The following is a 288-nucleotide window of genomic DNA, read 5'->3' as shown; positions in this document are numbered from 1 at the left end:
TGGGCCGGTATGTAAGGCGCGGTTCCAAGGGAATCGCTCTGGTGGACGATTCCGGGGACAGACCTCGCCTGCGTTATGTCGTTGATATTTCCGACACCGGAACCCGTGAACATTCCCGCACTCCCTGGCTGTGGAAGATGGAGGAAGCGTATCAGGAGCCTGTGTCGGCCATGCTGGAGCACACTTACGAGGTTGGCGGCGATTACCTTGCCCAGCAGCTGGAGGCGGTGGCTCACAAGCTGGCAGGCGAATACTGGAACGAGCATAGCCAGGACTTGCTCTATATCG

1 protein-coding gene is annotated in these 288 nt (G+C 58.7%); it reads left to right on the top strand.

The features are described from left to right. A partial coding sequence (locus tag P0G09_RS20460) for a hypothetical protein (RefSeq protein ID WP_275253599.1) occupies positions 1 to 288 on the top strand: 288 nt, incomplete at both ends.

This window comes from Faecalibacterium sp. DFI.5.82, assembly GCF_029076575.1.
Taxonomy (GTDB): domain Bacteria; phylum Bacillota; class Clostridia; order Oscillospirales; family Ruminococcaceae; genus Faecalibacterium; species Faecalibacterium duncaniae.
The sequence above is the reverse complement of the archived record's forward strand: the minus strand, read 5'-3'. Positions and strand labels throughout refer to the sequence as shown.